Here is a 26,244-nt window from a genome sequence, read left to right as displayed (position 1 = left end):
TATCGACAGCAAGCCAGTCAATGACATTCCATCACCATTGTTAGGTTATACATCTATTTATAGCAGAAAAATCTGAAATGTCCGTTGAGTGAGCGGCCGACACCATTTCCTGCGCCAGCAAACCCTGCACAGCACGCCATCAAGATGCCAATGGGCTCGGCAACCCACCCGGCAGCCAACTTCCATTAGCGATCCCCTGTTGCCTGTGACAGCTTGTCAATATACTGTACATAACAACAGTTCAAGAAGACCCAATTTCATGTCACACCATACGATCCTTACCGCACACCCTACACCACCTTCCCTTGCGCTGCCGTACCCGCTGGCCCTGGGCCGCGCCGGGCTCGCCGGCTTTCCCAGCCCGGCCCAGGACTACGAGTGCCGCACGCTCGACCTCAACGAGCGCCTGGTAAAACGCCCCTCGGCCACGTTCTTCATGAACGTCACCGGTGACAGCATGGTGCGCCTGGGTATCCACGAAGGCGACCTGCTGTTGGTCGATCGCTCCATCGATCCGCGACCCGGCCATATCCTGGTGGCCATGGTCGACGGCGAAATCACCGTGAAGCGCTATAAACTGCTCAGTAACCAACCACACCTCTGCTCCGGCAATGCCCGCTATGCTCCGATCCCCCTTGAGGATCTCGACTGCCAGGTATGGGGCGTGGTACGCGCGGTCATTCACGAGTACCCAGTATGATCGGCCTGGTGGATTGCAATTCGTTCTACGTCAGCTGCGAGCGCGTGTTCCAGCCGCGGCTGAATGGCCTGGCCGTCGGCGTGCTCTCCAACAACGACGGTTGCGTGATCGCACTTTCCAATGAGCTCAAGGCGCTCGGCATCAAGATGGGCACCCCCGCATTCGAGATCCAATATCTGGTGCACCAAGGCCAGATCCACCTGCTCTCGTCGAACTATGAGCTCTACGGCGACATGTCTGCGCGGGTGCAGGAAGTGCTCGAGGAGTACACACCCGCCGTCGAGCCCTACTCCATCGACGAAATGTTCCTGCGCCTCGACGGCTTCGAGCGCGCCCAACTGCTCGAGCACGCCCGGCAATTGCACCATAGAGTTCGACAGTACACCGGCATTCCCGTCTGCGTAGGGGTGGCTCCCACCCGCACGCTGGCAAAGCTGGCCAATCGCGCGGCGAAGAAGATTCCCGCTTATGCCGGGGTGTGCGTGCTGCACCCCGATAGCCGGGAAACCCAGGTGCTGCTGAAGAAGATCGAACTGGGCGACGTGTGGGGCGTAGGACGACGCCTCGTCGAGCGCCTTGCCATCATCGGCATCAACAGCGCCTGGGATCTCGCCCAGGCCGACCCCAAGCGAATCCGCCGGCAGTTCAGCGTCACCCTGGAACGCACCGCCCTGGAGCTAAGTGGTATCCCTTGCATCGAGATGAACGACTTCCATGAGCCCCGCCAGCGCATCATGACCAGCCGCAGCTTTGGCAAGCTGACTGGTGACATCAGCGAGATACGCGAGGCGATCCGTCAGCACGGCCAGCGGTGCGCCGAGAAGCTGCGCTACCAGAACAGCCTCGCCCGTGCCGTTCTGGTGTTCCTCAAGACCAACCCGTTTCGCAACGACCTACCCCAGTACTCGCCTAGCCTGTCCGTCGAGCTGCCGCGCCCCACCGACGACAGCCGCGAGATCCTCAACGCCGCTGGTCACGCCCTGCAGCGTATCTACCGCAAGGGCTACCAGTACCAGAAAGGCGGCGTGATGCTGCTCGACCTCATCGACACCAATCGGCAGCAGCTCTCGCTGCTCGACACGCCCCAGAGCGACGCCGACAGGAACCGCAGCCAGAAACTGATGAGCGTCATGGATGAACTGAACAGCAGGATGGGGCGCGGCACAGTAAAGCTCGGCATACCCAGCCCCGGCGCCGCCTGGCACCTGCGCTGCAACAACCTAACCCAGCGCTGTTCGACACGCTGGGAGGAGCTGGCCACGGCAAGAGCCATATAACAAGAAGCCCGGCCGTAAGGCCGGGCTAAATCTTCGCTTCCTTTCCACTACCTCAAGCATCCTGCTTGAGCATCCTTGGTGCGTAAGTCTCCCTGACTGGCCTTCCCTGTAGAGCCTCCTTGCCCGATGAGCCTACTATGACAGCTACGAAGGGAGATCACTATTAACCTGGGATACCATTTCTGTAAGAGATTGCCGACACGTGCTGTAAGCAATAACGCTCACGCCAGTACCGTTCGCTACAAGGCACCTGAAACGAAGGAGCAAGCTACACTCCCAAGTCCAGGGCTAGGAAATCTCGGCGTTAATTCCCTCAGACTCCCAACCCACCCAGCACAACCACCCCGAGAACGATGCCCAGCAGTAGCAGGGTTTCCAACACCATCAGGATCACTGGTCGCCACCCCACCACGGCAAGCTTCTGAAAGGAGGTCTTGATACCCAAGGCGGCAATGGCTGTGACCAGGCACCAGCGAGACAGCGTCGTCATGGCATCGTTAACCGATTCCGGAATAGCCCCAAGGCTGTTCACTATCACCAGCACCACGAAGCCCACCAGAAAGCTAGGTAACAAGGGCATTCTAGAGGATTCACCTGCCTCTCGACGTGACTTTCGAAAAAGCCACATGAACACCATGACAACCGGCACCAGCATTGCTACGCGCACCAGCTTGACCAGGGTGGAAACATCACCTGTCTCCTCCGAGATCATGTAACCGGCCCCCACCACTTGGGCGACATCGTGGATAGTCCCCCCCAGAAAGATGCCGGCCTGAGTGTCGGCCAGCGCCAGTGCACCAGCGATGAGCGGATAGATCACCATTGCCATGGTGGAAAGCGTGGTTACGCCCACCACTGTGAGGATGGTATTGCGTTCACTGGCCTCGTTGCGCGGCATCACCGCTGACAAGGCCAGGGCCGCCGAGGCACCACAAATTCCGACTGCTCCACCGGTCAATAGCCCGAATTCGCGTGGCAGGCCCAGTACTCTGGCAAGCAACGCCCCCAACGCAATGACCAATGCAACAGAGCCGATCACGGTAAGTACTGGCGCAAGACCCAGATCACCCACCTGTTCCAACGTCATCCTCGCACCCAGCAACGCCACCCCCAGACGCAGCACCGTGCGAGAAGCAAATTCAATGCCCTCTCGGCAGCGGCCCTCTTCACTGAGAAAGTGCAGCGACATGCCAAACAGCAGCGCATAAAGCAAAGTCGGGCCACCGTAATGATCGGCAATAAAGGTGGTCGCCAAGGCAATGGTCACGCACACGAGAAGGCCACGACCAACGGCACGATAGTGCCCAAGAGAACCATGAAAGAATGTCCGCAGGGTCGTCAATGGCGCGGTAAAGGTACGAGGTTTCATAAGTGGATCTCCGGTCGCATCCCGCGAGTCGCACGAACGATGCCATGACTCGGCAATAGCCGAACCATGAAAACATTCGCGAAATAAATAGCTATGCAAGCGGACGATAAACGCCCATTACTGAACTTACTCGGGGGTCAGCCCGTATTGGCTGCCTCGACCACGTCATCAGCCAACACTTGTAAGGTATCTACCACTGGGAGGGATACCTTTAGCCCATCGCCAATCACGGAAAGTTCGGTACATGCCAGCACCAGCACGTCCGCCTGTAGCGTGGCAAGTTCGGCGGCCGCGCTGGCGAAGGCCGCCAGGGTCTCGGGAGCACGCCCCTGACCACGCTTGACGGCACGAATCACGCCCAGCACGGCTTCTTCATCGCTTGGGTAGACCAGCGCCAACCCACGCTCCCGAGAAAAACCTTCATAGAGGCCGATCTTGCGCAGGGCCGGCGAGCACAGCATGCCGACGCGGGCACCGGGCAGACGATGTGCGATGGCATCCAGCGTTCTCTCGACCATATGCCAAACCGGGATATCTACTGCTTCTTGAGCATCCTTCCAGTAATAGTGCGCGGTGTTGCAAGGCATCACCAGGAAATTGGCACCGGCCTGTTCGAGGCGCCTCGCCATCTCGGCGATAACGGGTCCCGGGCTCTCGCCATCGCCTTCGATCAACGCCTTAATGCGTGATGGCACTTTAGGGTTGTTGTCAACCAGCATGTGGACATGATCGATATCATCTTCAGCCGGCGTGGCATCAATGACCCGTTGCATAAAGGCTACTGTGGCATCGGGCCCCATACCTCCCAGAACGCCAACCATGACATGTGTACTGGTCACAGCAGAAGGCGAATATTCGTTTGCTTTGCTCACAAGAACACTCCCGATAAATCGTCAATACCCAAACTTTCCGGGCAACCACAGCGTAATTTCTGGAATAAATGCAAGAATAAGGGCGATCACTACCATAGACCCAACGAGAGGCAAGGCTCTAACCGATATTCTCTCGATTGAAACATTGGCTATACTGGAACTGATAAACATATTCTCACCAAGCGGCGGTGTAGAGAAGCCTATACCTAGGCTCACCACCAGTACAATACCAAAATGTATAGGATCAACACCTAGCTCCACCATCACAGGAAGAAGCACTGGCGTAACTATCATTATCACGGCCAAAATCTCGATGAACATCCCTACCAGGAGGAGGAACAGAATGACAAGTATCCAAACCATCCAAAGACTGGTGGTGATATCGAGAATTCCTTGAGCAATCATCGCTGGAATATGATTCTCCACCAGAACACGCCCGAAAGCTGTCGCCGTAAACATGATAATCAACACACGACCGGTCAGCCATGTAGCACTCTCAAAAGATTTTCCAACCCCAATCAAAGAGGATTCCTTGTGTATAAACACCCCCACAAAAAGAGCATAAAAAATCGATACCACAGCTGCCTCTGTAGGCGTAAACAGCCCCGAATAAATCCCGCCCAGAATAACAACCGGCGCCATCAAGGACCAGATCCCGTCTTTCAGCACACTGAGGACACGCCGCCAGTCGTAGGGGGTGCCTTCTGTCTGATAGCCATTCCGTTTGGCCACGATATAGTTAGCCACCATCAGGCCCGCACCAAGGATGATTCCCGGAATCGCACCGGCCAGAAAGAGAGCCGAAATAGATTGACTAGCCGTTACGCCATAGATGATCAACGGCATGCTCGGAGGAATGACGACACCTAACCCACCAGCTGTAGCTGTGATTGCCGCCGGATAGCTCCTGCCATACCCTTTTTCTATCATGGCAGGGATGACCAACATGCCTACCGCAGCGGTAGTTGCCGGGCCGGAGCCGGATATGGCGCCGAAAAACATGCAAGCTATCACGACTGCAGCTCCCAAGCCGCCGGCAGCAGGGCCTGCAAGCTCTTCAGCAATGCGTATTAACCGGCGAGCGATACCAGAGTCTCCCATCAAAGCCCCGGCGAGAATAAATGCTGGCAGCGCCATTAATGGAAAAGAGTTCAGAGCAGAGAAACCCAGCTCCACCATCGAGCTGATATCTCTGCCATTCATTACATAGACCGACATTGCCGAGATTCCCAGGGCAACCACGATAGGCGCCCCAAGCAACAGCAATCCACCAAAAACAGAAAATAGAAGAAGAGCCGTCATGATGCCACCCCTTTACTTTTCTGAAGACGGGCTTTTGGCAGCTTCGTCTTCAATTATTTTATCGACTTGTTCTTGATCAATATCGCCAAGTTCGACTCCTTTAACGAGCTTAAGATATTGAACCTGCAAAACGCGGAATGCCATCAACACGAAAGCAACAGGAAATATCATGTAGACGTAAACCAAGGACCACCCCATGGCAGGCGTTCTGTAGGGAAAGGCAAAAAGAAGTTCGATGAGGGAGAGACTTTTCCATGCCAGAGTCAGGCAGAAACCAACCCAGATCAAATCGACAAAAAGCAGTAGCCCGTTGGCAACACGCTTGGGCAAAAGATTGATGTGGACCTGCAATCTATTATGGGCTCCAAGGTGAGCAGCATGCGCTGCACCCAGAAAAACGAACCAGACAAAGGCGTAGCGGGACAACTCTTCAATCCATGCCATGCCAATCCCAAGCGTTGCTCGCATCACCACCTGAGCAAATATCAGAATCACAAAAAGCCCGAGCAAGAACCGGCAAGTGTAGTCTTCAATATTGTTGATAAATTTTAGCACGGGCACCACCCTATCCAGCCAGGAGCGTGCATTTAAGGCCGGGAGATTCTCCCGGCCCAGCATGGTTTAATAGCCAAGAATGGACTGAAACTCTTCGAAGGCTTCCTGACCGCCAATTTTGTCGTAGAAGGCGGGCCAAACTTCTTCTTGAGCGATACGTATCCACTCATCCTCATCTTCGAGCGTCGATACTTCAACGCCTTCTGCCTCCATACCTTCTCGCGCCGTGACCGCTCCAGTCAGCTGAAACTGCAGGGCGTAGAGCTGAGCGTCGATTCCCGCGCGATCAATTATCCTCCTTTCCTCTTCCGACAAGGCATCATAGGTACGCACGCCCATCACAAGTGGCTGTAACGAGTACTGGTGATGGACTTCAGTCAAGTAATCTTGCACCTCGTGGAATTTCATCGTGTAATTCACGATATAGGGGTTATCCTGGCCGTCAACGACACCTTGCTGGAGAGCCGTGAACACCTCAGGCCAGGACATGCTGATCGGATTGGCGCCCCAGGCCTCATAGGTAGCCAGCATCATCTCATTTTGCGGGACACGAACCTTGAGCCCTTGCAGGTCTTCCAGGTTGCGTACCGGGCGATCCGAGTTGGTCAGATAGCGGAAGTTTGAATACAGCCAGCTGATGATTTTTACACCCGCTTCCTCCTTGGCAATGTCGTTCCAGCGTTGTGCAAGCGGGCCCGTCGTTGCCTTGACAGCATCAGCATGGCTTCGCAATGAATAGGGCATCGTCAAGGCACCGAGCTTCGGTGCATACGGCGTCAGGTTACCGACACCGATGAATGCCATATCCAGTGACCCGATGCGGGTGTCTTGAATCATTCCGGTTTCAGGACCAAGCTGGCCACCCGGAAACAGGTCGACAGTCATTTCGCCATCGGAATATTGCTCCACCAGTTCGGCAAATCGCTGGGCCAGCGCCCCTTGGTCGGAATCCATGGGATCTCCCATGCCCACCTGAAAGGTTCTGGCCTGGGCCGCATGAACAGTCAGCGAAGCCAGGATGGCAGTTGCCAGCAGTGTTTTCTTGAACATTGTTATCACTCCAATTCGATAATATCGGTGTTACGGGTTGTTGGTCTTGTCGGTTGCCTGCTCCATGGCATCGCCCATCAGCTGGACAATGTCGTCGCACTCCTCTTCGGTGAATGTCAGTGGAAGCCGCAGGTCACACAGCTCTGCCAGGATGCGATCCGCATTGGGCAATGCTCGTGTGGCTGGGAGATAGCGCCAGCTGTCGTAGCGGCTGGTGTAGTCCTCAGGTTGTGGCTTGCCATACCACTTGAGGGGGATTCCCCGCGCCTCGCAGCCGACGACGAATCGTGCGATTCGATCCGGCGACAGGGACGGCAGCCGAAACTGGATGGAGCTACCCACGAAGTCTTCCTGGGCATGCCGGGGAAGAATCTTGACGAGTTCATGATCGGCAAGACCGGCCTCGATACACCGGTAAAGCGTCTTCCAGCGCTCCTTGCGCCCTTCGAGCTCGGCCAGTTGCGGCCGCAGCACGGCCGCTCGCAGGTTATCCATGCGACCGCTCATGTTAGGTGTCACCAGGCGAGTTTCGTCGAAGCTCTCGGCACCAGGAGCGGCCAGGTGGCGGTCGTAGAGCATATACGAGCCCGACATGATTACCGCCCGGCGCATGATCTCGGGGTCCTGGGTTGCCAGCAGCCCCCCCTCACCGGAATTGATGTGCTTGTAGGTCTGGGTGCTGAAGCAACCTACCCTGCCGAAAGTGCCACTCGGCTTGCCTGCGTAACTGGCGCCCATGGTGTGGGCGCAGTCTTCGATCAGCGTGATACCGTGCGCATCACACACCTCCGTGATGGCGTCCATGTCGCCGATATGGCCACGCATGTGTGAGAGCAAGAAGAACCGTGCGCCGGTCTCCTGCGCCGCTGCTGCCAGGTCAACCGGGTCTACCGTGGTGTCCTCAAGGATGTCGACCAATACCGCTTCGCCTCCCGCTGCATGAATGCTGCCGGGCACCGGAGACAAGGTGAAGGCGTTGCACAGCACCCGGTCTCCCGGCGCGATCCCGCAAGCACGCAGTGCCAGTTGCAGGGCATAGCCGCCCGATGCGCAGGCGAGTGCATAGGGAACGCCCAGGCTGTCGGCAAATTCTTGTTCCAGCAGCGCGGTTTCACCCTTCTCCCCTTCCACCAGGTTGTAGCGATGCAGCCGCCCGGAGCGCATCACCGCCACCGCCGCCTCGATCGAGTCCTCGGACAGTGGCTCCTGCTGGGTGAACGATTTCGAGAAGCGACGCATGTGACGTACCTCAATAGCGCTGTTGGTGATAGACGGGGAATTCCCATTGTTCATTGGGGAAATACTTGGTCAGCCGCCAGTCGCAGGCACGGGCGTGACCTTCCATGCCCTCGGTGCGCGAAATTCGCGAGCCCACGGCGCTGAAGGTGCGGTTGGCTTCTTCGCTGAGTTGCTGAGTAGTCAGCACCTTCATGAACTTGTGTACATTGAGGCCGCCGCTGTAACGGCTGGCACGCTTGGTCGGCAGGATGTGGTTGGTCCCCGAGCACTTGTCACCGTGGGTGACGGTGCTTCCCTCGCCGAGGAACAGCGAGCCGTAGTTGCTGAGGTGCTGCTTCCACCATTCAAGATCCTCGCACAGCACCTGGAGGTGCTCGCAGGCATACCGATCGCTGGCTTCGACGACTTCCTCTCGGGTATCGCCTACGATCACTTCGCCATAATCGCGCCACGCGGCATGCACCACTTCGGCGTTGGGCATATCGTCGGCGACCTTGGGCATCAGCTCGATGACCTTCTGCGCCAAGGGTTCGCTGGTGGTGAATAGCCACACGGGTGAGTTGGGGCCATGCTCGGCCTGGGATGCCAGGTCGACGGCGATGGTCATGGGGTCGGCGCTATCGTCGGCAATGATCGCCGACTCGGTGGGGCCGGCAAACACATCGATTCCAACCTGACCAAACAGCAGCCGCTTGGCCTCTGCCACATAGGCATTGCCCGGCCCCACCAGGATGTCGGCCTCACGACCACCGAACAGCCCGAAAGCCATGCTCGCCATGGCATGTACGCCGCCCATCTCCAGGATCATGTCCGCGCCGGCCACATCCAGGGCATAGGCCACTGCCGGGTCGATGCTGTCACCGCGCGGTGGCGAGCAGGCCACCACATGGGCGACCCCCGCCGCCTTGGCGGTGGCGACACTCATCAGTGCCGAGGCGACATGCGCGTAGCGTCCTCCCGGGATATAACAGCCGGCGCACCCCACCGGAAGCACCCGCTGTCCCAGAATGACCCCTGGCTCAGTCTCGATCTCGAACGAAATCAGGCTGTCGCGTTGCGCCTCGGCAAAGCGCTTGATCTGACGATGCGCGAAGTCGATGTCATCCTTGGTCTCTTGGGGCACCATGGCTATCAGTTGCTGGCGTTTCTCATCGCTGAGCACGAAGTCGCCCTTCCAGCCATCGAACTTCTCGGCATATTCTCGAACCGCCACCTCACCACGTGCGCGTATGTCGTCGAGCATGTCGCGTACCACCGTGGTGATACGCTGGTCTTCGGTGGCTACCGTCTCGGCCGCCTGCGCCGACTTGAGATGTCGAATTGTCATTGTGTTCTCCGCAATGCTGCTGATTTCTAAACCAGGCTCACATCAGGGCTTCCGCCCAGGTTTCAAGGAGACTGTCACGCTGTGTAGTCGGGAAAGCCGAAGGCCTCGGGGTAACCGAACAGCGCCACGCTGCCACCGGTATGTAGAAAGACAACGTTATCGCCTTCCTTGAAGTGGCCCTTGCGAATCAGGTCGATCAGGCCTGCCATGCCTTTGCCTGAATAGACCGGATCGAGCAGGATCCCTTCGTGGCGTGCCAGCAGCGTGACTGCCTCAACCATGCTCTGAGTAGGAATTCCATAGCCTTCGCCGACATAGTCACAATTGGCTACTACGTCCTCACGGGCCACTACACCCGAAAGCCCCAGCTTGGCTTCGGTCTTCTGGGCAAGCGCAAACACGTTTTCTTCCTGCTTGTCCTTGGGCGCACGCACGCCGATGCCGAGTACCGGAATGCCGGCATTGCAGGCGGCAAGTCCAGTGACAAGCCCCGCCTGGGTGCCGGCGCTACCGGTGGCGTGCACCAGATGATCGACCTGAAGCCCCATGTCATTGGCCTGGGCCAGCAGTTCGAGGGCGGCATTGACGTAACCCAGCGCCCCGATCTCGTTGGAACCGCCTCCGGGGATGATGTAGGGGGTCTTACCGTCTTCCTTGAGCTGTTCGGCCAAAAGCTCCATCTCGGCCGCCATGTCGGTGCCACCGGGTCGCTTGCTGACCGTTGCGCCATGCAACTGGTCAAGGAATACATTGCCGTTGAAGTTGTAGGCGGGGTCATCACTTCCGGTGCGATCCTCGAGCAGGATGTGGCACTCAAGCCCCAGCTTGCAGGCCGCGGCAACGGTCTGGCGCGCGTGGTTCGACTGGGTAGCCCCCTGAGTGATGATGGTGTCGGCGCGTTTCTCCATGGCATCGGCCATCAGGAACTCGAGCTTGCGGGTCTTGTTGCCACCGGTGGAAAGACCGGTACAGTCATCGCGCTTGATCCACAGACGCGGTCCTCCCAAGAGACGGCTCAGGTTATCCATCGGCTCGAGTGGTGTTGGCATGTGTCCAAGACGTATGCGCGGGAAACGGGAAAGATGCATGCGGGCCTCCAGGCGAGTAGTTTTTTGCATAAACGTGCTCTCTATTTATGACCAGCGACCAAGAGGTCAGCGAACCGCCGTCCGACATAAGTTGGTCTGGCCTATGAAAAATAGTGCCTATCGGATTGTCCCGACTAATGCCAAGATATTGTCAGTCGGTTAATTTTTTGCATAGAAAGGATAAATTATTGTTGAAAACAATTTATTCAGGAAATTGATATGAAAATTGAGTGGATAGAGGATTTTCTTGCCCTCATAGAGGCCGGAACCTTCTCACAGGCAGCAGAAAGGCGTCATGTCACCCAGCCCGCATTCTCGCGGCGTATTCGGCAATTGGAAGAATGGCTAGGCGTCGAGTTGATTGATCGCCACTCGCCACGCCTGACACTCCTACCCCATGCGAAATCCTATGAGTCATCGCTGCGGGACTGGCTGGCACACCTGTACGCCCTGAGAGGCCGCATCCGCGCTGATGCCAAGCATGGACCGCGAGCAATCCTTACCACCCAGCACACCTTAACCGTCAGCTACTTGCCTCGCTTGCTACGGCACTTTCGTCAGCACGCCGCAGATGCCAGGCTGCAGGTGAGATCATCGGACCGCAGCGAATGCATACGCGACTTCCAACGAGGCGACGCAGACCTGTTGCTATGCAATGAACTCGAAGATGCCCCCCTATTGATGGAGCGCACGGAAATCGAGCGGGTGCTGCTAGGGACCGAGCAGCTCGTGCCGGTGTGCGCAGCCGATCGCTTCGGACAACCGATATTCGATCTCGACAATCAGAACCGGCTGCCCTTGCTTGGATATGATCCCAACAGCTTTCTGGGCAGCGCGCTGTCGTCCCCTTATCTGCTGGACCTGCAACGTCGTTACGATGTTGAGCTGGTCTGTGAAACAGCCTTCACGATAGGCATCCGCGAGCTGTCGCTGGCGGGATTAGGTATTGGATGGTTGCCGCATGGCCTTATCGAGTTGGAGCTTGAGGCAGGGAAGCTTGTCTCGCTTGCAGAACGGCTTGGAGGGCCGATGCTGGTAGTGGCCTGCTACTGGCAACCAGGATACGGCGCGTCAGCAGCGGAACAGTTGTGGGGGTTGATCAATGCTCGGCCGCCAACCGTCTAGTAAGAAAACAACACTTAAATCAGCAATAAGGAAATCTTCACCTGTACATTAAGTTATCGGTCTTTCATGAGCGTGTGTGAAGAGACCCGTCAGCGCATCTGCCGCAAGGGCTACCTAAATCAGAAAGGCGGGGTGATGCTGGTCGACGCTGGCCGCCAGCAGCTCTCATTACTCGACACGCCCCAGAGCGACGCCAAGCGGCAACGCAGCGAGAAGCTGATGGGGGTAATGGGCGAACTTAATCAGAATATGGGGCGCGGTACCGTGAAGTTGGGTATGCCCAGCCCCGGGGCTGCCAGGCACCTGTGCTGCGCCCACCGCACCCCGTTTTGGAGGACGCAGTGGAGCGATATCCCACGTTTACGCTGACACCGTTCTGCCAGCCGCCATGCGTCAGTTCATCGGCAAGCCGTCAGCTCATCGATAAACAAACGAGCGAGAACGAATGCCGGGGTCCTAAGGTCCCGGCGTGGGAGCTGCCATTCACAGAGCCGCCCTCGTGGGTCGATGGGTTTATTCAGCTGTCGCCAGTAAGCTTGCATTACCACCCGCGGCCGTAGTGTCGATGCACAGATGGCGTTCCACTACGTAGCGGTCCGGCGAGATGGTCTGGGTCTCGAGTGGCACGATGGCACCGTCGCGCTCAGAGAGGGCGAGGCGCAACTCGCGGGTCCAGTCGCTGTCACCGGCCGCGGCCACCGCCGCGATGCCCTTGACCTCGCTCAGCGCCTCGGCCGTAACGCTGCCGTCGAGCGCGGCGACAGGCGCCCCGGCATCGATCAGCGGCCGCACGGACTGCGTCGCACCCGGCGCGACGAGCACCGCCGCACAGCCCGCGCCGAGGGCCTGCGCCGCCTGGGCGAGGGCGATATCGAGGGTTGGCCCCAGGCAGAGTACCGGCCCCTTCGGATACAGCGACAAGCGGTTGCTTTCGCCTGTCGGCCCCGGAAGAGTCTGCGGCGTCATGTCCAGGGCCGCGGTCTCGTTGAGCGCCTTGCGGGTCAGGCCACTCTTGCCGGAGAGCGCCTTGCGCAGCACCTCGACCCGATTGGGGCGCGCCGCCCAGTTACGCGCGTCAAGCCCGTCGAGGGCCGACTGGAGGTCACTGAGTGTCACGGCCTTCACGTTCGGCGCGTCGTGGCGCTCCACGGCAGCGATACGGCGGAAGCGGGAGACGTAAAGGGGACCGCCAGCCTTGGGCCCGGTACCCGAGAGGCCCTCGCCACCGAAGGGCTGGGAGCCGACGATGGCGCCGATCTGATTGCGGTTGACATAGATGTTGCCGACATGGATACGCTCAACGATCTGCTGCACCCTGTCGTCGATCCGGGTATGCAAGCCGAAGGTCAGCCCATATCCCCGGTCATTGATGGCGTCGACAACCTCGTCGATGTCTCGCGCCTTGAAGGTGGCCACGTGCAGGATCGGGCCAAATATCTCGCGCTCAAGATCATCAATGCCCCCGACCTCGACCACCGCCGGCGTGACGAAGGTGCCGGTGTCCGGCACGGGCAGCTTTTTCAGCACCTTGCCGGCCTTTTCCTGCTCCGCTACATAGCCGCTGATGTCGGCCTGGGCCTCGGCGTCGATCACCGGCGAGACGTCGGTATCGGTATTCCAGGGATCGCCGATGGTGAGCGCGTCCATGGCGCCGTCGAGCATCGTCAGCAACCGCTCGCGGGCTTCTTCCTGGACGTACAGCATGCGTAGCGCCGAACAGCGCTGGCCGGCCGACTGAAAGGACGAGATCAGGATGTCGCGCACCGCCTGCTCGGTCAGCGCCGTGGAGTCCACGATCATGGCATTCAGCCCGCCGGTCTCGGCGATCAGCACCGAATCCGGCCCCGCATTCTGAGCCAGGGCCTTGTGGATGATCTGCGCCACCGGGGTCGAGCCGGTGAAGCATACCCCGGCGATCCGCGGGTCGCTGGTCAGCGGCCCGCCTACCGTCGGCCCGTCGCCGGGCAGCAATTGCAGCGCCGCCTCCGGCACACCGGCCTCGCGCATCAGCTCGACGGCACGCGCGGCAATCAGGGGCGTCTGCTCGGCGGGCTTGGCGAGCACTACGTTGCCGGCAGCCAGGGCCGCGGCGATCTGGCCGGTAAAGATCGCCAGGGGGAAGTTCCACGGGCTGATGCAGACGAAGATGCCGCGGGCAGTGCCAGGCTCTTCCGCCTCCAGCCGCTCGGCCTCGTTGGCGTAGAAGCGCAGAAAATCCACCGCCTCGCGCACTTCGGCGATGCCATCGAACATCATCTTGCCGGCCTCGCGGGTGGTGATCACGGTCAGCTCGGCGATGTGTTCCTCGTAGAGATCGGCGGTAAGGCGCAGCACCTCGGCGCGCTCGGCCGCCGGACGCGCCGGCCAGTCGCTCAAGCCCTTCTCGGCGGCGTCAAGGGCCGCGGCCACCTCATCCGGCGTCGCCTCATGCACGGTGCCGACCACACGAGAGCCGTCAGCGGGAGACACGGCATCGCGAGCCGGCCCCTGGGGTGCCGGGCTTCCGGCCAGCATGGGGCCGGCGATCCAGGTCGTGTCGGCGAATCCTTCTCGCGCCTCTAGTAATGGCAGGATCGAGGCAGGCTCGTTGATCCGATAGCCCCGGGAATTCTTGCGCTCGGGAGCGAACAGCTCGCCGGGCTGGCGGATCGACGGACTTGGGATTGCCTTGCCCAGGCGCTGCATCTCGGCCACCGGGTCGCGCGCGACCTCGCTGGTCGGAATCGACTTGTCCACCACCTGGTTCACAAACGAGGAATTCGCCCCGTTCTCGAGCAGACGGCGTACCAGATAGGCCAGCAGATCACGATGCGCGCCGACCGGTGCGTAGATACGGCATCGCGTGCCCTCCGACTCCTTGACGATGTGGTGCAATGACTCGCCCATGCCGTGCAGGCGCTGGAATTCGAAGCTGTCCTTGTCGTCACCTGCCATGGCCACCACGGCGGCACAGGTATGGGCGTTGTGGGTCGCGAACTGCGGATAGATGCGGTCCCGTCGGTCGAGCAGCAACTGCGCGCAGGCCATGTAGCTGACATCGGTGTTGACCTTGCGGGTAAAGACCGGAAACGTCTCGACGCCCATCTCCTGGGACAGCTTGATCTCGGTATCCCAGTAAGCGCCTTTCACCAGCCGTACCATGATCTTGCGGTCGAGCCGCTCGGCAAGCTCGTAGAGCGCCTCGATCACCGGCGCGGCACGGCGCCCGTAGGCCTGCACCACGATCCCGAAGCCGTCCCAGCCGGCGAGTCCGGGGTCGGACAGCAGCGCCTCGATCACGTCGAGGGAAAGATCCAGCCGGTCCTGTTCCTCGGCGTCGATGTTGAAGCCGATATTGGCATTGGCCGCCTGACGGGCCAGCTCCAGCGCGCGCGGCACGAGCTCAGCCATCACCGTGTCACGGTGAGTGTATTCATAGCGCGGATGCAGCGCAGAGAGTTTCACCGAGATGCCGGGGCTAGAACGCACGTCACCCTTGGCCTGCCTGGCAATCGCGGTGATCGCCTTGGCATAGGCCTCATGATAGCGAACGGCATCTTCGTCGGTACGCGCCGCCTCACCCAGCATGTCGTAGGAGTAGGTGTAGCCCTGCTTCTCGAGTTCACGAGCATTCTTGATGCCCTCCTCGATGGTCTGACCGAGCACGAACTGGCGGCCAAGAATCTTCATCGACTGAGCGACAGCCTTGCGCACCACCGGTTCGCCCATACGGCGCACCAGACCACGTAGCGCTCGTGCCGGGCCCTTGGGGTCCTCTTCCAGCACCTTGCCGGTCAACATCAGCGCCCAGGTCGAGGCGTTGACCATCGAAGACGAGGACTTGCCCAGGTGCGCGCCCCAGTCGGATGGCTCGATCTTGTCGTGGATCAAATCGTCGATGGTTTCCGCATCGGGCACGCGCAGCAGCGCTTCTGCTAGACACATGAGGCCGACGCCCTCGGCGGTGGAGAGCCCATACTCAGCCAGAAATGCCTCCATCATCGAGGGCGACTTTTCCTTGCGCACTCGTTCCACGTAGTTGGCGCCAACAGCGGCCACCTTCTGGCGATCATCCTCCGATAGCTTGAGTCGTTCGACAAGCTCGTGCAGTACATCTGCCTCGCCGGCGGCGTAGTTGGCGCGGATCCGCGAGCGCATTTCGCTCACGACGCCCTGCAGATGAAAGTTTGCTTCGTTCATGGTCGATTTCTCCTTGCTACCCGACACCTAGCGTTGATGTGTCGGCCGGATGTTGTCGTTATTGTCGACAGCAAATCATCGCCCATCTCTCAAGACCCCGGAATAGTACGACCTTAGGTAGCCTGAGCAATGGACTATGCATCTTGAGTAACATGTCAGCGATTGATGTGCTGATATTCACCAGCATCGTCAGTAACGCTGCTCACCACCACGATGGCTATCATGGAAGCGATGAAGCCAGGAATGATCTCGTACACACCTGGCCCCCCAATGAACTCTCCGTTCCAGCCCAGAGCAATCCAGATCATGACGGTAGCGGCACCGACCACCATGCCCGCGATGGCACCAGCGCCGTTCGTGCGCGGCCACATCAGCGACAAGATAATCAGCGGACCGAACGCCGCACCGAAGCCTGCCCAGGCGTTACTGACCAGCCCCAGAACCTGAGAGCTCTCATCAGATGCAATCACGGCTGCAACCAGACCAACCAGGACGACACAAATCCGACCGATGGCGACGGTCTCCTTATCCGTAGCCTCTTTGCGCAGGAACAGGCGATAAAAATCCTCAGTCAATGATGAGGAAGACACCAGAAGCTGGCTGGAAATGGTGCTCATGATGGCAGCAAGCAGTGCAGCATAGAGGAAGCCGGTGATCAGCGGATGGAACAGCAGTTCCGCCAGAATGATGAAGATGGTTTCCGGATCCTGTACATCCATGCCATTGCGGATCGCAAAGGCCCGGCCGAATATCCCCAGAGAAATGGCACCGATCAGGGAGATGAGCATCCAGCTCATGCCGATATTACGGGCAATTGGAACATCCTTCAGCGTCCGGATGGCCATGAAGCGCACGATGATGTGCGGCTGCCCGAAATACCCCAGTCCCCAGGTCACCGCAGACAACCACCCTACAAAGGTCAGCCCCGCCGTCCAGGATAGCAGCGTGGGGTCGACTTGATTCAGGGTCTGCGAGGCCTGGGCGAAACCGCCGCCACCTTCGCCAAAGAGCACAACTGCCGGCATGATCACCAGTGCCAGCATCATGATGCAGCCTTGCACGAAGTCCGTCATGCTCACGGCTAGAAAACCGCCGACAACTGTGTAAATCAATACCACGCCCAGTGTGATAATGATGCCCATGGCGTAGTCACTCAGGCCACCGACGTTGATGATGCCGGAAAACGCGCTTTCAAACAGCTTGCCGCCAGCCACCAGGCCTGACGCCGTGTAAACCGCGAAAAAAATTACTATGACGATAGCGGATACCGTTCTCAGCGACATCGCACGAGTCGGGAACCGGTTTGCCAGAAATTCTGGGATGGTAATCGCATTACCATAGTGAACCGTCTGTTCGCGGAGGCGTGGGGCGACCAGCGTCCAGTTGAAGAATGCACCCACGAGCAGACCGATACCGATCCAGGCCGAACCCAGGCCAGATACAAACATTGCCCCGGGCAAGCCCAGCAGCAACCAGCCGCTCATGTCCGAAGCACCGGCCGACAGGGCCGCCACTTGTGGACTGAGGGCTCGGCCACCCAGCATATAATCTTCAGACGTTGACGTAGCTTTGCGCATCGCATAAACGCCGATGGCGATCATGAGTGCAAAGTAACCAACAAGACTAATCCAAACTCCAGTAGCCATGTGATTTCTCCAGTTCGTCAGGACGGAACCAACTCCGACAGGTTGGCGCGCTTACCGTGCTGAATCCGGTAGTGCCACGCATTTTTAACTTCGTTTTTTTGTTCACGTAACAAGACGCCACCGCCTGTGACGCCAGCCTTACAATCTCAATATATACCCCTGAATCCGTGATGTCGCCGCAGGCACTCCCCCCCCCACCTCCCCCAACGAGTATTTTTTGAGCACTCGCCCCTCCTGCATACGATCAAGATAAATCAAGAAGAACTCGAGAGAATCTCAAGGAGTGCCTGCATACCTGGATTGGTTTCAGGACATGAGAAAGGGGACCCGAAGGCCCCCGAGTGCTGCGGCACCGATCAAGCGGGGCACGGCTCGTGCCGAATCGGCTGATACTACCAGATGGGATCAGCGGAAGCGGAGACCTTGAAACTGCCAGTGAGCTTTGCCATGTCACCCGCCTGGTCACCCAGAGAGCGACTGGCAGCAGCCACCTGCTCGACGAGTGCCGCGTTCTGCTGAGTCACCTGCTCCAGTTGCGAGACGGCCAGGTTGATCTGCTCGATACCGGCAGACTGTTCGCCGGTGGCCGCGGACATGTCACGCACCAGATTGGCTACCTGGGTGACCTTGATGGCGATGGTCTCCAACGCGGTGGTCGTCTCGTTTACCAGTGACTCACCCTCACTGATGCGAGCTACGTTGTTGTCGATCAGGCGCCGGATCTGATTCGCCTCCTCCGCACTGCGGCTAGCAAGCTTACGCACCTCCTGGGCGACCACCGCAAACCCGCGCCCATGTTCGCCGACACGAGCGGCCTCCACGGACGCATTGAGTGCCAGCAGGTTTGTCTGGAACGCGATACTATCGATGGCAGCCACGATAGACGTCACCTCCTGGTTGGCAGTGTGAATCTGCTGCATCGCCTGACTAGCGCGTTCAGCAACACCGGTAGCATCTGAGGTTTCCTGGCTCACCTCGCCGGTCATTGTCTCTGCCTGACGGGCATTCTCCGCCGTGTGCCGAACCGTGGCAGTGATCTGCTCCATGCTGGAGGCGGTTTCCACCAGCGACGCCGACTGTTCCTCGGTGCGCTGAGCGAGATCCTGGTTACCCTGGGCAATCTCCCCGCTGGCCACCTCGACGGACAGCGCATTGCTCTGGATGCTACCGACAAGGGTCTCCATCTCTTCGGACCCCTTGTTGAATGCCGCATAGAGTCGAGACAGCTCGTCGCTGCCGGGTACCTCAAGCCGCTGGGTCAGATCGCCGCCTCGCGTCTGGATGTTCAGGAGGTTGTTGTGCAGCGGTCTCAGTAGGCTTCGGACAACGAGCACTGACAGCACCAGGGACGCAATGCCGGCGAAGGAAGCCATCAACAGATAGGCTATCAGATTCTGACGAGCACCGCGGCGGAGAGTGGAACCCTCAGTGAGCACGTTCGCCCCCACCGCATCCTCCACCGTCTTCATGCGATTGAGTTTGAGCGACTGCTGTTCGAACCAGGCCTCGGCGTCGATGTTATAGCCGCCCCGGATGCCGCGGTCGATCGCAACCTGGCGCATTTCCGACAGTCGATCCATCTCAGCGCCGCTGAGCTCACGTTCAAGCTGCTCACGATGTTCAGGATTGGCCAGGTCCTTGAAGGAGCGCAGAAAGGCCTGCTCTCGGCCAAACATCGAAAGCAATCGCTGATAGGCTGGGGCAGCCATGACGTTTGAGCTGAACACATTGGTTAGCGTGGCACGCTCCACACCTGCGAGCTCCTTTGCCCGTAGGAGACTGACGTATGCCCCAAGCTGGCGAGTGATGTCATCGTCCTCAGCGAGGTGAGCAGTGCGCGCCACCATAGTGATCAAAGCGTCATTGAGATCCGTGTAAAAGGCGGTGGACTCATCCCCGGTAATCGCCATCTCCAGGACCTGTCGTCTCGCCCCTGGAATCTCGGAAAGCCGGTCCGCCATATCGGCAGCTCGCTGGGCGAAGGCCTCGTCTATGGTCATAAAATCCATTTCGGACAGAGAATCCCGAAACGCCGTGATTGACGCATCGGTCTGAGGGTGTTGCTGGGGAGCAAGCTGGTCCACGAAACGGCTGCCACGGCTGCCAATGTAACCGGTGGACATTCCGCGTTCGCGCTGCAGTTCATGAACAAGATCGCCCGCCTTTGACGTCAGGGCCGATAGCGACTCCAGTTGAGCCATATTCGTTGCGAGCTGCTGGCGTTCGATGATGCCCGAGCCGGCAAACCAGAGCAGGGCGATCAGTGGGAACGCCAGGACGAGCACGAACTTCCTGCTCATTGGAAGACGATTTAAAAGGTGCATCATAGTGAGAATCTCCAGTCCTCTTGCGAGGAAGGTATGGGGCGAGCTTGATGCAGAGGCAACTTTGAGGGAATAGCGAGGTGATTCAATAGTGAATCTGCATGCTTGTAATATCGTCCGAAGATGACTAATCCTGAGCCCTTTGCGAAGCAGCAGATGTTTTCGTTGACATGCGTCAAAAAAACAGAACTTCCTAAGAAACTCGCTGCTCGAAGGCCTGCACAGGGGCCAGTTCGTAGCCTAGCGACTTCGCGCGGCGGTGCAGATTGCTCACCAACCGTTGCCGGTAGCGGACTTCATAGTAATCCACGCCAGGGTCCTGATACTGCCAGCTATACCGCAGGGTGTTGTAGAACAGCAGAGCCAGCTTGCGTGCGGTGGCCGTTACCGCCTTGGCCTTGCCGATGCGGCTCGCCAGTCGACGGTAGTAGGCGCCCAGCGCCGTCTGCGTTCGCCCGATGACATTGGCCGCCAGTCGCAACAGTGCCGCCGCTCGACTCTTGGTCCGCCGCGTGCGCGATGACAGCAGCTTGCCCCCCGAGATCTTGCTGCCCGGCGACAGGGCCAGCCAGGAAGTAAAGTGCTTGGCCGTCGGCCAACGGGCCATGTCGATGCCACACTCGGCAATCAGCTTGAGCACCAGGTAGGGGCCAAACCCATGAACCTGTGTCAGATCGATGCCCAGCACCCGGAACAGTCGTTCGCGTAGATCGGTAAGCGCTCCACCAACCCCATCTGTTGCCACATGAGTTAGATCGGTAGGGTGTCTTTCCAACGCCAAGGGAACAAGGTGCTGACGTCGTCATCCTTGCCGAGTTTGGGGAGGGTCTCGAACACGAACTGCAGGTACTCGTAGGGCGAGAGGCCATTGGCCTTGGCCGTTTATGCCGCCCGCCGAACTATGCCGAACGAGGGTTTTCTTCCCCAGAATCAGCACGAGTGGCACATGATGGGTTCGGCATAATTAGTCTTGTATCTCCACGTTCAACATTGGAGAACAAGATTATGGTGGCAGAAGAGTATCTGGGCAGGAGCCGAATGTTCAGGCGCCTGAAGAGCGGCCCCCACGGACAGCTCATCGAGCTCTACGCGGCGCGTCTCGTCAAGGACGGACTGGCTCGCCAAGGCACCTGGCGATGCCTGAACTTAGTCGACGGCCTCCTGAGTTGGCTCACAAGAAGCCGCTTGAAGCTGTCCGGTCTCGATGAGGGCGTGCTCGAGCGATACCTGAGATACCGAGCTCGCAAGCAATCTATCCAGCCAGGCGACCGGGCGGCGCTGAAGCGGCTGCTGTCAGTGCTGCGCCAAGCGGACCTCATTCCCCCTGTGTCTCAGCCTCCGATCACGCCGGAGGACCAGGTATTCGATAAGTTCGCAGATTATCTACGACAAGAACGCGGACTGGCGTCGACGTCCATCGTCCGCCACCTGCCGGTCATTCGCCGGTTTCTGCGCGAGGTGTGCCCTGGCGGCGACAGCGATCTCAGTGAGATTAGGCAGGCAGACGTCATCTGCTACGTCGAGCACCACGCCAGGGACGGAAGCGCGGCCTCCGGAAAAGCGATGTGCTGGTCGCTGCGCGCCTTTCTTCGATACCTCTACCATAGCGGGTCGAACCCGCTCGCTCTTGACGGCTGTGTCCCTTCCATCAGGCGGTGGACGCTTTCAAGCCTGCCGACCTATCTATCCGTCGCGCAGGTTCAGAAGGTCCTGGATGCTTGTGATCGAACGAAGGCGTCTGGGCGGCGGGACTACGCCATCCTAATGATGCTGTTAATGGCCAAGTAAAGTGACCCCGTACCGGCCAACGCTTTTGACCCACCCCCAAGGTGGCAGCGCTGCCACCGTCCACTTACCGTGTCGGCTCAGCCAAGGGTCGGGACGGAGACGTGAAGGACTGGGGAATGATTCACAAGATCAAAGCGTTACACGATGACGGACAGGGGCTGTCCATTCGGGCCATCGGCCAGGAGCTGGGGATTTCCCGCAACACTGTCCGCAAGTACCTGCGCCAGGAGGTGGCCGCCATCGAAGCGGCGCAGACGCACCGTGAGCGGGAGAAGAAGCTCGACGTCCACCGCGACTACATCGCCTACTTGCTTCGCGCCTTCCCCCGGCTGAGCAGCGTCAAGGTGGCTCGCAAGCTGCGCGAGAAGGTCGGTGAGCTGGACGTCTCGGAGCGCTCCCTGCGGCGCTACGTTAAGCTGATGAAGACCACTATCGCCAGCCGCCAACGCCGCTACTACGAGCCGGTGCTCGACATGGTCCCCGGCGTGCAGTGCCAGGTCGATCCCGGCGAACTGCGCGAGGTGGAGATCGGCGGCGAGCGACGCACGGTGTACTTCGTGGTGTTCGTGCTCTCGTACTCGCGCCTGACCTACGTCGGCGTCAGCTTCACGCCGCTGGACACCACCACCTTTATCCGCCTGCACGACGAGGCCTTCCGCGACTTCGGCGGGCTGCCCGAGGAGTGCGTCTACGACCAGACCAAGATGGTGGTCATCAGCGAGCAGTTCCGCGAGTTGGAGGTGAACCAGCGCTTTCAGGAGTACGCCACTACCGCAGGCTTCCGGATCCACGCCTGCTGCGGCTACGACCCGGAGAGCAAGGGTAAGGTCGAGGCCGGGGTGAAGTACGCCAAGCAGGACGCGTTCTACGGCGATACCTTCCGTGACGAGGCCGACCTACGCGGGCATGTGCAGCAGTGGCTCGATGAGGTGGCCAACGTGCGCATTCATGGCACCACCGGCCAACAGCCCAGGGCGCTCTTCGAGGCCGAGGAGCAGGCCCATCTGCGGCCCTACCTGACACCGGCTTGCGTGGGACGTGAGGCCGACGGCCTGGCCCCACGACAGGTCGATAAGACCGGCTTGATCGCCTGGAAATCCAACAAGTACTCGGTACCCATGGCCTACCAGCAGGGCCGCGTCGGCGCCCGGGAACAGGGCGCTACGCTCCAGGTGCACGACCTGGAGAGCGGCGAGGTGATCGCCACCCATGAGCTGCACCTGGGCAAGGGACGCACCCTACGCAACGAGAGCCACTACCGAGACCACCGACAGCGTGAGGCCGACTTGGAACAGGCCATCGCGGTGTGCTTGGGCGAAGCGCTGGGCGAGCAGCTCTGCGCACGCCTGCGGGCGGCGATGCCGCGCCATTACAAGGACCAGCTGGCCGGCGCCAGGCGGGTGCTGGAGGCCGAACCCGAGCTGGACCTAGCGCTGATCGGCGACTGGGTAACGCGAGAGCGGCTGACTGCCGGGATGCTCAAGGAGCGCCTGGAAGCGACCCGGCAGGCTAAGGCACGGGGCCGTGACACCGATGAGGCGGTGCCGGCCACCGGTGCCACGCCGCCCGACCTGTCGCCTTATGCCCGACTTGGCCGCTCCAGCGGCCAGCTGGAGGTGACCCATGGGGCAGCTTGAGCTGACCACCGGGCGCTACCGCAGCCTGCGCCTGGGCGCCATTGCCGATGACCTCGTCGATCTGCTGGCCCGAGCCGAGGCCAACGAGGCCTCCTACCTGAGCTTCGCCGACATGCTGGTCGAGCATGAGCGGCAGCGGCGCGACGCCAAGCGCATCGACCTGTACCGGCGCCAGGCCGGGTTCCCCAGCGACAAGCGGCTGGAAGCGTTCGACTACCGACACCAGACCACCATCACCAAGCGCCAGATCAACGCCCTGCTCGACTTCGCCTTCCTCGATAACCGCGAGAACCTGGTGTTCATCGGCCCGCCGGGAGTGGGCAAGACCCATTTGGCCATCGGCATCGGCCAGAAGGCCATCGAGGCGGGCTACCGGGTCAGGTTCCGCAACGCCCTCGACCTGGTCGAGGAACTGGAGCTGGCCGAGATGAAGGGTGAGCTGAAGAAGAAGCTCCATCAACTGACCAAGGCCGACGCCCTGGTGATCGACGAGCTAGGGTATTTGCCGATGAACCGACAAGCACGCTACGCACTGTTCCAGCTGATCAACCGGTTCTACGAATACCGGTCGCTGATCATCACCACCAACAAGGACTTCACCAGCTGGGGGGAGTTCTTCCACGACGATAACGTGGCGGTGCCGATCATCGACCGGATCATCCACCACTCGCACCTCTACCTGCTGGGAGGCGAGAGCTACCGGCTGAAGCAGAAGACGCTTAGCTAACGATCAAGGGTGGGTCAATTTTATTGGCCGCTGGTGGGTCAGTTCTGATGGCCATTGACAGATGCTGGCCAAGGTTGGATTGCGGGCCAACGAAGTCGCAACCCTCACCCTGGATGATATCGACTGGCGATCTGGGACGATGCTGATTAGTGCCAAGAATCGCCAGCAGACACGGATGCCAATGCCCTCTGATGTCGGCGTGGCCATCGTTGCTTATCTGCGTGATGACCGTCCGGCTTCACCGTGCCGCCGGCTATTTCTCCGCACCTTGGCACCCCATGCCGGCTTCGCCTCCGGTAGCGCTATCACAATGATCGCCGGGGCGGCTCTCAAGCGCGCTGGCATCAGTGGCTGCGTACACCATGGGGCACATCTCTTCCGCCACAGCCTTGCCACAGAGCTTCTTCGTTGCGGCGCGACCTTGTCACAGATCGGCCAATTGCTGCGACACAAGAGCCATGACACGACGCGCATCTACGTGTAGTGGTCAAGTATTTTTGGCCACTACACCAGCGTAGTCCTGACAGGTTCAGAGGAAGCTAGGCTCAAAGTATAGGCTGGAGTATGGGCCTGGACTTTACAAGCAAAGAAAAAGCCGCTTAAATCAGCGGCTTATTCGGTATTCGTGGCGGAGGGGGAGTCCGTATACTGACTATCCCATGAGATACAAAGACCACCTTCAAACAATTGATATTAAATAGTTTTTAATGCCTTCTTGTCCAGTACTGCCTTATGCAGCCCTGCTAATCCCTGGACCAATGTGTGGGTCAAAGTGTGGGTCAGGTTGTGGTAGGCTGCATGGCATCAAGCAGCGGCGCAACAGGGACACTCATGGGCAAGCTCACCAGCAAGGCGGTTCAGAAGCTCGCGAAGGAAGGCAAGAAGGGCATGACCGGCGATGGCCAGGGGCTATACCTCCAGATCACCGCCGGTGGGTCGGTGAGCTGGATCTACAGGTTCAAGCTGCAGGGCAAGCAGCGCTACATGGGCCTGGGCAGCTTTCCGGAAACGTCCCTCGCGGAAGCCCGGGAGCGAGCTACCGACAACCGTAAGCTGGTCAAAAGCGGAATCGATCCCATGGAGGTCGGCATCGTGGAAGACCAAGCCGATGAAACAACGCCCTCCTTCACCAGCTGTGCCGCTCGCTACATCATGTCTCACCGACGCAGCTGGCGGAACGCCAAACATGCCCGGCAGTGGGTCAGTACCTTGAAGGCTTATGCCCGGCCGGTTATCGGGAGCAAGCCGGTCGATGAGGTCACCACCCAAGACGTCCTGAAGATCCTGTCACCGATCTGGATCAGCAAGACCGAGACGGCCAAGCGAGTGCAGGGGCGGATCGAGAACGTTCTCGACTACGCCGCGGCGCATAACTACCGAGACCCCGTAAATCCGGCTCGCTGGCGTGGCCACCTTGATAAGCTGCTGGCCAGGCCCTCTAGGGTCAAGAAGGTGACGCACCACCCTGCCATGCCTTACGACGAGGTCGCCGCCTTCATAGCTGAGCTCCAGGGCTATACCAGCATCTCCTCCAAGGCATTGCAGATTCTGATCCTGACAGCTACGCGGACCTCGGAAGTTCTTCGCTCCGAGTGGCCGGAGATCGACCTCGACAATGAGACCTGGACGATCCCAGCAGACAGGATGAAGGCTCGCCGCGAACATCGTGTGCCGCTGCCCCAGCAAGCGTTGGCGCTGCTGAGCGAGCTCCCGAGGGTAAAGGGCAATCCCTATGTCTTCCCTGGGGCTCGTTACGGACGCCCCCTCTCCAATATGGCCATGCTCCAGCTCATGCGCGGGATGGGCTTCGGCCTTGACGGCGAGCGTGGTGACTTCGTGCCCCACGGCTTCCGCTCGAGCTTTCGCGACTGGACCGGCGAGGTCACCAGCTACCCGCGTGACGTGGCCGAAATGGCGCTGGCCCACACCATCGAGAACAAGGTGGAGGCGGCATACCGCCGCGGAGACCTGTTCGAGAAACGGCGGGCGATGATGCAAGAATGGGCTGATTTCATCGCTGGCTTGTGAGACCTATGATT

General features: G+C 59.5%; 21 protein-coding genes and 1 pseudogene. 9 read left to right on the top strand and 13 right to left on the bottom strand.

Annotated features, from left to right (window positions below; genetic code table 11):
- The first annotated feature begins 259 nt into the window (after nt 1-259).
- Nucleotides 260-700, top strand: coding sequence for a LexA family transcriptional regulator (locus DU490_RS07975; protein WP_114573783.1), 441 nt, complete (start codon nt 260-262; stop codon nt 698-700).
- The gene (locus tag DU490_RS07970) at nt 697-1,977 is read left to right on the top strand and encodes a Y-family DNA polymerase (protein ID WP_114573782.1); all 1,281 of its coding nucleotides are present in this window, start codon (nt 697-699) and stop codon (nt 1,975-1,977) included. Before DU490_RS07975 ends, DU490_RS07970 begins: the two co-directional genes overlap by 4 nt.
- Nucleotides 1,978-2,290: 313 nt before the next feature.
- Here DU490_RS07970 and DU490_RS07965 read toward each other — a convergent pair whose 3' ends face one another.
- From DU490_RS07965 to DU490_RS07930, 8 genes are all read right to left on the bottom strand, one after another.
- Nucleotides 2,291-3,346, bottom strand: a complete 1,056-nt coding sequence (locus DU490_RS07965) for a YeiH family protein (protein WP_114573781.1) — start codon at nt 3,344-3,346, stop codon at nt 2,291-2,293.
- 137 nt (nt 3,347-3,483) lie between these two features.
- Nucleotides 3,484-4,167 (bottom strand): aspartate/glutamate racemase family protein, encoded by a 684-nt coding sequence (locus tag DU490_RS07960; RefSeq protein ID WP_114573780.1) that lies wholly within the window; start codon nt 4,165-4,167, stop codon nt 3,484-3,486.
- A 72-nt stretch (nt 4,168-4,239) separates the two neighbouring features.
- Complete coding sequence (locus DU490_RS07955; RefSeq protein WP_114573779.1) at nt 4,240-5,520, bottom strand: TRAP transporter large permease; 1,281 nt, start codon at nt 5,518-5,520, stop codon at nt 4,240-4,242.
- 12 nt (nt 5,521-5,532) lie between these two features.
- Nucleotides 5,533-6,138 (bottom strand): TRAP transporter small permease, encoded by a 606-nt coding sequence (locus tag DU490_RS07950; protein ID WP_114573778.1) that lies wholly within the window; start codon nt 6,136-6,138, stop codon nt 5,533-5,535.
- 3 nt (nt 6,139-6,141) lie between these two features.
- Complete coding sequence (locus tag DU490_RS07945; protein ID WP_114573777.1) at nt 6,142-7,125, bottom strand: TRAP transporter substrate-binding protein; 984 nt, start codon at nt 7,123-7,125, stop codon at nt 6,142-6,144.
- Nucleotides 7,126-7,155: 30 nt separating this feature from the next.
- On the bottom strand, nt 7,156-8,364 hold the full coding sequence (locus DU490_RS07940; protein ID WP_114573776.1) for a DegT/DnrJ/EryC1/StrS aminotransferase family protein: 1,209 nt from the start codon (nt 8,362-8,364) through the stop codon (nt 7,156-7,158).
- 10 nt (nt 8,365-8,374) lie between these two features.
- Complete coding sequence (hisD, locus tag DU490_RS07935; protein WP_181869996.1) at nt 8,375-9,691, bottom strand: histidinol dehydrogenase; 1,317 nt, start codon at nt 9,689-9,691, stop codon at nt 8,375-8,377.
- Nucleotides 9,692-9,765: 74 nt separating this feature from the next.
- Nucleotides 9,766-10,779, bottom strand: a complete 1,014-nt coding sequence (locus DU490_RS07930; RefSeq protein ID WP_114573775.1) for a D-cysteine desulfhydrase — start codon at nt 10,777-10,779, stop codon at nt 9,766-9,768.
- 219 nt (nt 10,780-10,998) lie between these two features.
- On the opposite strand from DU490_RS07930, the gene DU490_RS07925 reads away from it, so the two are divergent.
- Together DU490_RS07925 and DU490_RS07920 are read left to right on the top strand one after the other, a co-directional pair.
- Nucleotides 10,999-11,904 carry a LysR substrate-binding domain-containing protein gene (locus DU490_RS07925; protein ID WP_114573774.1) on the top strand — a complete coding sequence of 302 codons (906 nt, stop codon included), beginning with the start codon at nt 10,999-11,001 and terminating at the stop codon, nt 11,902-11,904.
- Nucleotides 11,905-11,970: 66 nt separating this feature from the next.
- Nucleotides 11,971-12,273: a DUF4113 domain-containing protein gene (locus tag DU490_RS07920; protein WP_114573773.1), complete on the top strand. Its 303-nt coding sequence runs from the start codon at nt 11,971-11,973 to the stop codon at nt 12,271-12,273.
- 144 nt (nt 12,274-12,417) lie between these two features.
- On the opposite strand, the gene putA is transcribed toward DU490_RS07920, so the two are convergent.
- From putA to DU490_RS07895, 5 genes and pseudogenes are all read right to left on the bottom strand, one after another.
- On the bottom strand, nt 12,418-16,083 hold the full coding sequence (gene putA, locus DU490_RS07915) for a bifunctional proline dehydrogenase/L-glutamate gamma-semialdehyde dehydrogenase PutA (protein WP_114573772.1): 3,666 nt from the start codon (nt 16,081-16,083) through the stop codon (nt 12,418-12,420).
- 155 nt (nt 16,084-16,238) lie between these two features.
- On the bottom strand, nt 16,239-17,729 hold the full coding sequence (putP, locus tag DU490_RS07910) for a sodium/proline symporter PutP (protein ID WP_114573771.1): 1,491 nt from the start codon (nt 17,727-17,729) through the stop codon (nt 16,239-16,241).
- Nucleotides 17,730-18,121: 392 nt separating this feature from the next.
- Entirely contained in the window at nt 18,122-20,014 is a 1,893-nt protein-coding gene (locus tag DU490_RS07905) for a methyl-accepting chemotaxis protein (RefSeq protein ID WP_181869995.1), read from the bottom strand.
- A gap of 232 nt (nt 20,015-20,246) precedes the next feature.
- A complete protein-coding gene (locus DU490_RS07900) occupies nt 20,247-20,798 on the bottom strand; it encodes a transposase (RefSeq protein ID WP_220270469.1) in 552 nt (183 codons plus the stop codon).
- Nucleotides 20,799-20,803: 5 nt separating this feature from the next.
- Nucleotides 20,804-20,923, bottom strand: a pseudogene (locus DU490_RS07895) (transposase domain-containing protein); the annotation flags it as partial.
- Between the two features lie 135 nt (nt 20,924-21,058).
- On the opposite strand from DU490_RS07895, the gene DU490_RS07890 reads away from it, so the two are divergent.
- From DU490_RS07890 to DU490_RS07870, 5 genes are all read left to right on the top strand, one after another.
- The gene (locus DU490_RS07890; protein ID WP_114573769.1) at nt 21,059-21,841 is read left to right on the top strand and encodes a site-specific integrase; all 783 of its coding nucleotides are present in this window, start codon (nt 21,059-21,061) and stop codon (nt 21,839-21,841) included.
- Between the two features lie 116 nt (nt 21,842-21,957).
- Entirely contained in the window at nt 21,958-23,478 is a 1,521-nt protein-coding gene (istA, locus tag DU490_RS07885) for an IS21 family transposase (RefSeq protein ID WP_114573768.1), read from the top strand.
- Nucleotides 23,465-24,205, top strand: coding sequence for an IS21-like element helper ATPase IstB (gene istB, locus DU490_RS07880; RefSeq protein ID WP_114573767.1), 741 nt, complete (start codon nt 23,465-23,467; stop codon nt 24,203-24,205). Before istA ends, istB begins: the two co-directional genes overlap by 14 nt.
- 61 nt (nt 24,206-24,266) lie before the next feature.
- A complete protein-coding gene (locus tag DU490_RS07875) occupies nt 24,267-24,689 on the top strand; it encodes a tyrosine-type recombinase/integrase (RefSeq protein ID WP_114573766.1) in 423 nt (140 codons plus the stop codon).
- A gap of 347 nt (nt 24,690-25,036) precedes the next feature.
- Nucleotides 25,037-26,233: a site-specific integrase gene (locus DU490_RS07870; RefSeq protein WP_114573765.1), complete on the top strand. Its 1,197-nt coding sequence runs from the start codon at nt 25,037-25,039 to the stop codon at nt 26,231-26,233.
- The last annotated feature ends 11 nt before the right edge of the window (nt 26,234-26,244 follow it).

The sequence above is a fragment of the Halomonas sp. DQ26W genome (assembly GCF_003339685.1).
Taxonomy (GTDB): Bacteria; Pseudomonadota; Gammaproteobacteria; order Pseudomonadales; family Halomonadaceae; genus Halomonas.
This window is presented reverse-complemented; position numbering and strand designations above follow the sequence as displayed.

Bases quoted from the DNA above. Each gene is read 5' to 3' on its own strand.
- DU490_RS07975 (WP_114573783.1), top strand. From the start codon at position 260: ATGTCACACCATACGATCCTTACCGCACACCCTACACCACCTTCCCTT.
- DU490_RS07970 (WP_114573782.1), top strand. From the start codon at position 697: ATGATCGGCCTGGTGGATTGCAATTCGTTCTACGTCAGCTGCGAGCGC.
- DU490_RS07965 (WP_114573781.1), bottom strand. From the start codon at position 3,346: ATGAAACCTCGTACCTTTACCGCGCCATTGACGACCCTGCGGACATTC.
- DU490_RS07960 (WP_114573780.1), bottom strand. From the start codon at position 4,167: ATGGTTGGCGTTCTGGGAGGTATGGGGCCCGATGCCACAGTAGCCTTT.
- DU490_RS07955 (WP_114573779.1), bottom strand. From the start codon at position 5,520: ATGACGGCTCTTCTTCTATTTTCTGTTTTTGGTGGATTGCTGTTGCTT.
- DU490_RS07950 (WP_114573778.1), bottom strand. From the start codon at position 6,138: ATGCTGGGCCGGGAGAATCTCCCGGCCTTAAATGCACGCTCCTGGCTG.
- DU490_RS07945 (WP_114573777.1), bottom strand. From the start codon at position 7,125: ATGTTCAAGAAAACACTGCTGGCAACTGCCATCCTGGCTTCGCTGACT.
- DU490_RS07940 (WP_114573776.1), bottom strand. From the start codon at position 8,364: ATGCGTCGCTTCTCGAAATCGTTCACCCAGCAGGAGCCACTGTCCGAG.
- hisD (WP_181869996.1), bottom strand. From the start codon at position 9,691: ATGACAATTCGACATCTCAAGTCGGCGCAGGCGGCCGAGACGGTAGCC.
- DU490_RS07930 (WP_114573775.1), bottom strand. From the start codon at position 10,779: ATGCATCTTTCCCGTTTCCCGCGCATACGTCTTGGACACATGCCAACA.
- DU490_RS07925 (WP_114573774.1), top strand. From the start codon at position 10,999: ATGAAAATTGAGTGGATAGAGGATTTTCTTGCCCTCATAGAGGCCGGA.
- DU490_RS07920 (WP_114573773.1), top strand. From the start codon at position 11,971: ATGAGCGTGTGTGAAGAGACCCGTCAGCGCATCTGCCGCAAGGGCTAC.
- putA (WP_114573772.1), bottom strand. From the start codon at position 16,083: ATGAACGAAGCAAACTTTCATCTGCAGGGCGTCGTGAGCGAAATGCGC.
- putP (WP_114573771.1), bottom strand. From the start codon at position 17,729: ATGGCTACTGGAGTTTGGATTAGTCTTGTTGGTTACTTTGCACTCATG.
- DU490_RS07890 (WP_114573769.1), top strand. From the start codon at position 21,059: ATGGTGGCAGAAGAGTATCTGGGCAGGAGCCGAATGTTCAGGCGCCTG.
- istA (WP_114573768.1), top strand. From the start codon at position 21,958: ATGATTCACAAGATCAAAGCGTTACACGATGACGGACAGGGGCTGTCC.
- istB (WP_114573767.1), top strand. From the start codon at position 23,465: ATGGGGCAGCTTGAGCTGACCACCGGGCGCTACCGCAGCCTGCGCCTG.
- DU490_RS07875 (WP_114573766.1), top strand. From the start codon at position 24,267: ATGCTGGCCAAGGTTGGATTGCGGGCCAACGAAGTCGCAACCCTCACC.
- DU490_RS07870 (WP_114573765.1), top strand. From the start codon at position 25,037: ATGGGCAAGCTCACCAGCAAGGCGGTTCAGAAGCTCGCGAAGGAAGGC.